This window comes from Mycobacterium sp. (assembly GCF_049683935.1).
In the GTDB taxonomy this organism is placed as follows: Bacteria; Actinomycetota; Actinomycetes; order Mycobacteriales; family Mycobacteriaceae; genus Mycobacterium.
This window is the reverse complement of sequence record NZ_JBAUJR010000218.1, coordinates 1-7,843: the sequence shown is the minus strand read 5'-3', so window position 1 is coordinate 7,843 and position 7,843 is coordinate 1. Positions and strand designations below refer to the sequence as shown.

Sequence of the window (7,843 nt, the reverse complement as noted above, 5' to 3'; positions counted from 1 at the left end):
GGGGACAGCCGATCGAACCGGCTGGCGTTTTCAGCCCTTGGCCGGTCGGCGCGCGAACTCCGGGGCCCGTTCCGGGCGGACTCCGACACCCACCAGGTAGCCGGGGATCACCGCGAGCCATGGGACGAGTTCCACCAAACGCACGAGCGTCGTCGGTATGCCCGCGCTGTCGTCGCCGCGCAGGATCGGCCCCAGTAACCGCTTGTCGATCTGGCGCTGCAGTGCCTGCGTCACCGCGGTGGGTACGACGCGGCGGCGTCGCACCGCGGCCAGGTCACGATCGGTCACCGTGCCCCGGCGCAGCGGCTCGGCCAGCAGTCGCGCGGTCGCCACTCCGTCCTGCACGGCGACGTTGATTCCCACCCCACCCGCCGGCGACATGGCGTGCGCGGCGTCACCGATGCACAGCAGCCCGTGGGTGTGCCAGCGCCGCAGCCGGTTCATTCGTACGTCGAGATGCTTGACGTCGTCGAGTGTGGTGATCGCCTGGACCGTCTCGCCGGCTTCGGGAAGTAGTTCCAGCACATCGGCGTGGAACGCCGCGAGGCCGCGGGCCCGCATGCGGCTGTCGGATCCCTTCGGAATGAGCAGGGCGATCTGCAGATAACCCTCCCGTGGGATCACGATCATGGCCTTGCCCGGTGCCAGCCGGGGGAACAGGGTGTAGCCGGGCTCGTCTTCACGCCGCGGCAACCGGAACCACCACACGTCGAAGCTGACCGGCCATTCGCGGACCTGCAGCCGGGCGTCGCCACGCACTGCCGATGAGCGCCCGTCACATCCGACGGTCAGGTCGGCGCGCAGTTCGCCGGGGCCATCCACCCCGTGGTACCGGACCCCCGTCACCCGGCCGTCGTCGCGCAGCAGACCGGTGACCTCCGTGCTCATCCGCAGGGTGAAGCCGGGCTCGGCTTCACCAGCGGCGGCCAGCAGATTGAGCAGGTCCCATTGTGGGACCATCGCGATGTACGGATGCGGCTGGCGTAGCCGCCGAAAGTCCAGCAGCGTGACCGAGTGCCCGGGTCTGTCGTCGAACGTGATCTTGTTGATCTGGCTCTGCGGCAGCGCGACGAACTTCGGCCACAACCCGAGTTCGTCGAGGAGCCGCAACGTGGTGGGGTGCACGGTGTCGCCGCGGAAGTCCCGCAGGAAGTCGGCGTGCTTCTCGAGCACGGTCACCTCGACGCCGGCGCGCGCCAGCAGCAGCCCGAGCACCATCCCGGCCGGGCCGCCGCCGACGACCGCACAGGTCGTCTTCTCGGTCACTGCTCCATGGTGGCTGATCCGCGGCGGTCGAGAATCGGATTCGACGGGATCAGGTTGGTGGCGACGGTGTCGCCTGATGCCGTTCGATCCACTCCCGCCCGGCCTTGGCGGCCCGGGCGAGCGCACCGTGTTCACCCAGGTAGGCGGCGATCGCACCGATTCCGGGCAGCATGCCCAGGTATCGGAATGGCGCGCGAGAGTGCGGTCGTTTGGCGAGCTCGTCGCCGATGGCGTCGAACAGTCCGACGAGCTTCCACAGTGCTTTGGCGATGCCCATCGGCGTGCGGGGGATCGCTGCCGCCGGCTCGTCGGCGGGGGCGTTGTTCTCGACGTTCGACAGGTCGCGGTGGCACAGCACCTCGGCGAGCATCCGCACCTGGGACTTCTGGTCCGAGACGTCCAGTTCTCGGGCCACCGCGCACAGCACGATGGCCTGGCTGGCGAAGCCGAGCAGGTCCTGGATCGGCAGTTGGCGTCCCACCGCCCCCAAGACCCCGGGGAACGCCACCGCGATCGTGCTCACCGAACCGACGCGGCGCACCCACCAGTTGATCCTGGCGTCGGTGTCCATGTCGTCCCACGCCAGCGTGCCGGGGACGTCCGCCGCATTCAGGACACACGCCACCCCGTCGGCGACCTTGTCGAGCGGTCCGGCATCCTCGTCGGCGCGGCGCCGCTTGAGGCCCAGCGGATCGGTTCCCCACAGCACATCCAGGAGCGGGTTGATGATCTGTACGGCGCGCCGCAGGGCGTCCTCGACGGCGTCGTCGTCGATCGTCACCTCGGGGGTCGGTAGGAGATTCACTGCTCCATCATGTCCCCTGCGGACATCGCCTAAACTCCGCAGGCGGTCACGCTCACGGGAATGTTGCCCTGACGGGGCAGGCCGGTGATCGTGTCGTACTCGATGTCGGTGGGGACGAGCCGCCCGACATTACTTCCGCGGGAGCGGAATTCGGCATCCTCGGTGGTGAGCCCGCCGAAGGCGTGATGCATGGCGATGACGTCGGGGCGCAGGGTGTCGTCGGACTCGAGCACCCCGGGAATGCTGTCGTGAGGCGAGGCGATCGTGACGGCTTCACCGTTGCGCAGACCGAGAGCGGCAATGGTGTCCGGATGCATGTAGGCCGGGTTGTAGGGCTTGCCTCGGTGCAGTTTCGCCAGGCTGGTGCCCGATGAGTTCATGAAGTTGGCGTGCCGGCGCGGTATCAGCCGGTACGGGAACTCGGTGTTGTTGCGGGCCGACCGGAAGTCCTCGGCCAGCGTCGCCGCCAGATCGCTCAGCAGGTGGTCGTTGCCGATGTCGAGTCGAGCCTCACAGTCGGCATCCGCGTCCTGGACCACCGCGTCGACGTCGAAGATCTTGCCGTGGGGGTGGCTGCTGACCTCGGCGAGGGGGATTCGCGCGGTCGCACACATCTCGGCGAAGAGTTCCTCGGTGGTGAGGTCGGTGTTGCGGTCCATGGTGAGAACGATCGGGGGCGACTCCATGTACCGCCCGCCGCCTCCGCCGAAGAAATTGACGAAGAACAGCGTGAGATCCATGCGTTTGGCCAGGCCCAGGAAGAACTTCCACTCTTCGACGAGGTCCGAACCCTCCGGGGGATCGACCAATCTCGGCGCATACTGCGCGTAGGCGGCGGGAATACCGGTGCCCGCCGCGTAGTACTTGATCAGCTCGCTGCCCTGCGTCATCGCCGGTGTCTCCATCTGCATCATCGGGGCGATGACATAGTCGGCCAGTCGCGAGGTGAGCGACATCTCGGTGTCGAGGGTGACCAGCAGATCGAGGGTCTCCATCGCGCGCTGGGTCTTGCGCTGGTCCGGCCAGGCCGCCATCGGGTTGCCGCCGATGCAGATGAGCGCCTTCACCTGGCCCTCACCTTCGAGCAGGATCTCGTCGGCCAGTGCGGCCGTCGGCATCCCGCTGACCGTGTCGGTCAGGCCGCGGACCCGCAGCCGTTCGCCGTAGCCCCATCCCTCGTAGGGCGCCAGCGCCTGGGCCTTGGCGACGTACGCCGGCATCAGCGTGTTGGGCCTGGTGACGGGTTCGCCGGCGCGCTGCCAACGTCCGCAGATGGTGGTCAGGCACAGCGCGAGGTATTCGAGCAGGCTGCCGTGCATCGCGAAGTTGGCGCCGGTCCCGCAGTTCACCATGCCGGGGCGGGTGCCGTACGTCGCGAACAGGTGCGCCGCATCGATCAGCTGCTGGGCGGGGATGTCGGCGCGTTCGGCGACGTACTCGGGGGTGAACGCCGACACCGCGTCGGCGAGCTTGTCGAAACCGACGACATTCTGCTCCAAAAAATCTGTGTCGCAGAGATTTTCGCGGATGATCAGGTTGATCATCGCCGCCAGGATCGGTACGTCTTCACCCGGGCGGGGTTGGATGTGGATCGCCGCGCGCGCTGCCGTCTGCGACCGCCGCGGATCGATGACGATCAGCTTCATGCCGCGACCGATCGCCTCTTTGATGCGCTGGGCCGGGTTCTGCCCCGGGATGCCGATCGCCTTGGACACGATCGGGTTCGTCCCGACCAGCAGCCAGCTGTCTGCCTCGTTGAAGTTGATGTCGCCGCCGAGCCAATGCCCGTGTGCGGCCAGGGCGATCTGCTTGCCGGGCTGGTCGATGGTGTTGGCGGTGAAGAACATGGGCGACTCGATGCCCCGCAGGAACGCGTTCGCCATCAGCGGGCTCGCCGGGTAGGGCAGGCCGTTGGTGCCCAGGTACATCGCCACCGAGCGGGGTCCGTGCTGTTCGATCAGGTCGCGCAGGCGGGCAGCGATCTCGTCCATCGCGCGTTCGCTCTCGATGGGTGCGTACGTTCCGTCGGGCTGTCGCTTCTGGCTGTGCAGCAGGCGGGCGGGGTTGTTGTGGATCTCCGGCAGCGCCCGGCCCTTTGCGCAGGTGTAGCCCAGGAACATCGGGTTGTCGGGGTCGCCGGTGACCTTGGTCAGCCGGCCGTCGGTGACGGTGGCCAGCACTCCGCAGTGCGCGGAGCAGATGCGGCAGATACCCGGGGACGTTGTCGACGCTGGAATGGTCGACTCTGGAATGCTGAGCACCCGCTCAGCATAGGGCTGCGGGGCGGTAGTACGGTCGGGTTTCGCCGAGACGTCACTTTCGGCGGTCCCCGAGGAACCGGCGCTACGGCCTCGCACCGTGCTGCACTCGGTTGCCGCCGTTGCGTTTCGCGGCATACATCGCCGCGTCCGCCGCCGCGATGAGTTCGTCGAGCAGCGATCCGCTACTTCGACCTCGGAGCGTTTGGAGTGGCATCCCGCTGGTGCCGATACTTGCGGTCACCTCGTGCGGAAGTGCGGCAATCGCCGTACACAGTTGTGCCGCAATCGAACCGGCGGTGTTGCCGTCGGTGATCACCGCGATCAGGAACTCTTCACCGCCGGCACGGCAGATGGCTGCACCGGGCGGGCTGTGTTGCCGCAGTAGTTCGGCCACCGCTTGCAGCGCCCGGTCACCGGCGGCGTGCCCATGCGTGTCGTTGACGAGCTTGAAGTCGTCGAGATCGACCATCACCAAGATCAGGTGTCTGCCAGTGGAATGCGGACCGACGAGCTCACTGGAGACCCGTTGCGCGAAGCCTCGACGGTTCAGCAGGCCGGTGAGCGGATCGGCGTCGGAGCGCATGGCAAACGTGCCCATCGCCCGGGCCATGCCCCGAATGGACAGCGGCACGGTCAGATTGAGGAACCAGACGAGCCAGAAGGCCGCGATCGCGGTCCCGACGGTGGTCGCTCCGGCCAACCGCCACGAGGCCGTCGTCGCGATCGCGATGGCGACCACAAAGTTGAACAGCAGCAGCTTGGTGCTGTGGAAGAAGGCGATGTATCCGCCGGTCACGGCGGTGGCCGTGCACGCCAGAAGCGCAACCGCGGGGGTGGGCTGGGCGAGGCTCCAGACGGCGATCAGCAGAACCCCGGTGGTGACAGCGGCTTCGGACTGCCGTCGCGTCGGCCACCGGGCGAGCCAGAACGCGGTCATCCCGATGGTGATGATCGCGCCGACCACGCCGAGTGCGATGAGGGGCAGCGGGGGCCAGCGCAGCCCACCGAGGAAGCTGAGCGGAACCAGAGCCGCCGAGGAGGCGACGATGGCCATCACAATCCGCGCTGAGCGCAGCAGGCCCCGCTGCCTCAAGAACTGTGTGGTCCAATCGAAGTGGTCAGGCTCCTGCCACCACCGCTGTATTCGTAACAAGCCGCCCCGCACCCCCAGGGCGACTGTACCGGCCAGCAAACTGATCTGGCAGGGGGTCCTGCAAGCGCCTGTGGATCGAGCGTGGTCAGACCGTGGCCGTGTCCGCGGTGGCGGCGGGCTGCCGGGTCCGAGTGATCCATCCCCTGACACCGCTGACCGACGCCCGGTCCAGCAGTTCCTGGTAGAGATCGTCGGACACGACCCGGGTCCGGCTGAGCAGGAATCCGCTCAGACCGGTCGAGTCACTGACAACTGCCCACTGGTAGTCGGGGTCGAGGTCGACGATCCAGTAGTTGCCGGGCGGGTTGGCCGAGGCAGCACCGAAGAAGCGGACGTTGAGCTTGTTGTTCGAGGTGTCGACCGGCAACGCGACGCCGGTGATGGTCGACTGCGGGCCATCGTTGAAGAAGTAGTTGCCGGAGTTCTCGACCTTGATCGACCCGTCGGGATTGAGGCTGTACACGGCCGTGGTGTTGACCAGCCCGATCGAGAAGAACTGCTTGACGCTGCCCACCTCGTACCAGGTGCCGAGATAGCTGCCGAGGTCGACGACCGGCGGGGGGCCGAGGACCACCGCCGCGGTCTCGCCCATGACGATGTAGTCGCTGGGCGCCCCGTAGATGCCGTTGCCGTCGGCTGGACCCAGACCCTGATAGAGGTCGTTGATCCAGCCGGTGGCCAGCGTGTAGACGGCCTGGGTGTTGCCGGGTGGGGAGAACCGCGTCGCCAACTGAGAGAAGAAGTCGACGAGTGGGTTGGCGCCGATCAGCGAGTCGGCGTGCGAACCCCGGGCCAGCGTCACTCCCACGAACTGCCCGGGGCGGGCGGCCACCAGTTCCGTGGTGGTGACGCCGGAGGCGTTGCCCGGCTGAGGAGGCGCCGCGATCTGGTAGACGGGGATGAACGGGTCGTCGAGGCTCTGCAGGGCACCCGTCAGTCCGAGCCGGGAGACGCCGTCGAACATCACGACACCGCGCAGGTCACCCTCGTTGAGGGGGTCGGCGTTGTAGAAGCCGCCGGCCGCGGTCGCGAGCCCACCGCCGGCCGATTGACCGGAGAGGATGAAGCTTCCAGGCAGGCTGCTCAGGAGTCCGGCCGCGGTCGCGCTGGTGTTCAGCGACGTGCGATCGCCCAGGAACATGCTGGCCACAGCCTGTTGCATCTCCACCGAGTTGATCTGGCAGGCGGCGCACGACCATGGCGCGAACGACGGCAGGTTGGGGGCCACGATGATGCTGTTCGTCTGCTGCGACAGGGTCCTCGCCAGAGCGGATACGAACAGCTTGTTGCCGAAGAAGCCGTGCTGCAGCCAGATCACGCCCGTCGCCGCCACCGAACCGTCCGCCTGGGTCGGCAGGTACCAGTCCGCGCGGGTCGTGTACCCGTCAGGGCCGACTGGAATCGTGAGCTGGGCGCGCCCGGTCTGGACGCCGGTGACCGACTGCACAGCTGTTTGCGCCGCGGCGACGGTGGCCGAGGCGCTCGCCGCGGTCTTGACGGTGGCGGCTGCCGGAGCAACAACCGTCGTCTCGACGGGAGTGGGTTCGACGACGTCCGGCACCGGTTCGGTGACGACGGTCGCCGTTTCGGCCGAACTCTCCTGCGGGGAAGACGTCTCGGGTGCGACCGCCGGTTCGGTGGTGGCGCTCACCGGTTCCGACACCGCCGAACGCTTTGTCGTCGTGGCTGTCTCGGCGTCGGATGAAGCGGTGTCGTCGCTGTCGTCGCTGTCGTCGGTTTCGGCCTCGTCGGCTTCGCGCTGCGTCCGGTCGGACTCGGTGCGTGACGTCGGGGACTCGGATTCGGATTGCTCCGCTGCCTTGTCCGAGCGCTTGGACGACGGCGCCGACGCAGGATCTTTGGAGGCGTCCGTTGTGCTGTCGGCGTCGTCGCCCTTGGCCGACGAATCGCGTGAGGTCTGCGACGAGTCCTGTCCTGTCGATCGACTCGTCGAACCACCACTGTCGGAGGAGTCCGTGTCAGCAGCGGCGACACCGTGCCCGGCGCCGAGTGCGATGCACGCACCCGCGCCGAAGGTACCCAGCCAGATCGCCCAACGCGTCGATGTCACGGCCGGAATTAAACCGTGGATCGGTCGAACGTGCAGCTAATTGTCAGCAACGTCAGCGAGACGTCATTTTGCGGGGTGGCGGTGCGGCAGTGGTGCACCGGATCCGCCTCGAGCGCACGGTTCTTGACGGCACTACTCGAGAAATGCCTCAGAAAGCGTACTTTCGGGGCTGAGCGCGTGATCGCCGGCCGCGCTTCAGTCGTCGCTGCCGCCGGCGCCGTCGCTGCCGCCGGTGCCAGATTGCGAGCCGCCGTCGCCGCCTTTGCCGGTGCTACCGGTGGTGTCGG

General features: G+C 67.6%; 5 protein-coding genes. All 5 read right to left on the bottom strand.

Translation table 11 applies throughout. The annotated features are described in order from the left end of the window. Positions 1 to 30: 30 nt before the first annotated feature. A complete protein-coding gene (locus WA965_RS12600; RefSeq protein WP_526295474.1) occupies positions 31 to 1,266 on the bottom strand; it encodes an FAD-dependent oxidoreductase in 1,236 nt (411 codons plus the stop codon). Between the two features lie 49 nt (positions 1,267 to 1,315). Continuing rightward, entirely contained in the window at positions 1,316 to 2,071 is a 756-nt protein-coding gene (locus tag WA965_RS12595) for a hypothetical protein (protein ID WP_526295476.1), read from the bottom strand. 29 nt (positions 2,072 to 2,100) lie between these two features. Beyond that, positions 2,101 to 4,332 carry a molybdopterin-containing oxidoreductase family protein gene (locus tag WA965_RS12590; protein WP_526295478.1) on the bottom strand — a complete coding sequence of 744 codons (2,232 nt, stop codon included), beginning with the start codon at positions 4,330 to 4,332 and terminating at the stop codon, positions 2,101 to 2,103. An 82-nt stretch (positions 4,333 to 4,414) separates the two neighbouring features. Next, a complete protein-coding gene (locus tag WA965_RS12585; protein WP_526295480.1) occupies positions 4,415 to 5,386 on the bottom strand; it encodes a GGDEF domain-containing protein in 972 nt (323 codons plus the stop codon). 184 nt (positions 5,387 to 5,570) lie between these two features. Beyond that, a complete protein-coding gene (locus WA965_RS12580) occupies positions 5,571 to 7,556 on the bottom strand; it encodes a lipocalin family protein (protein ID WP_526295482.1) in 1,986 nt (661 codons plus the stop codon). Positions 7,557 to 7,843 lie beyond the last annotated feature (287 nt).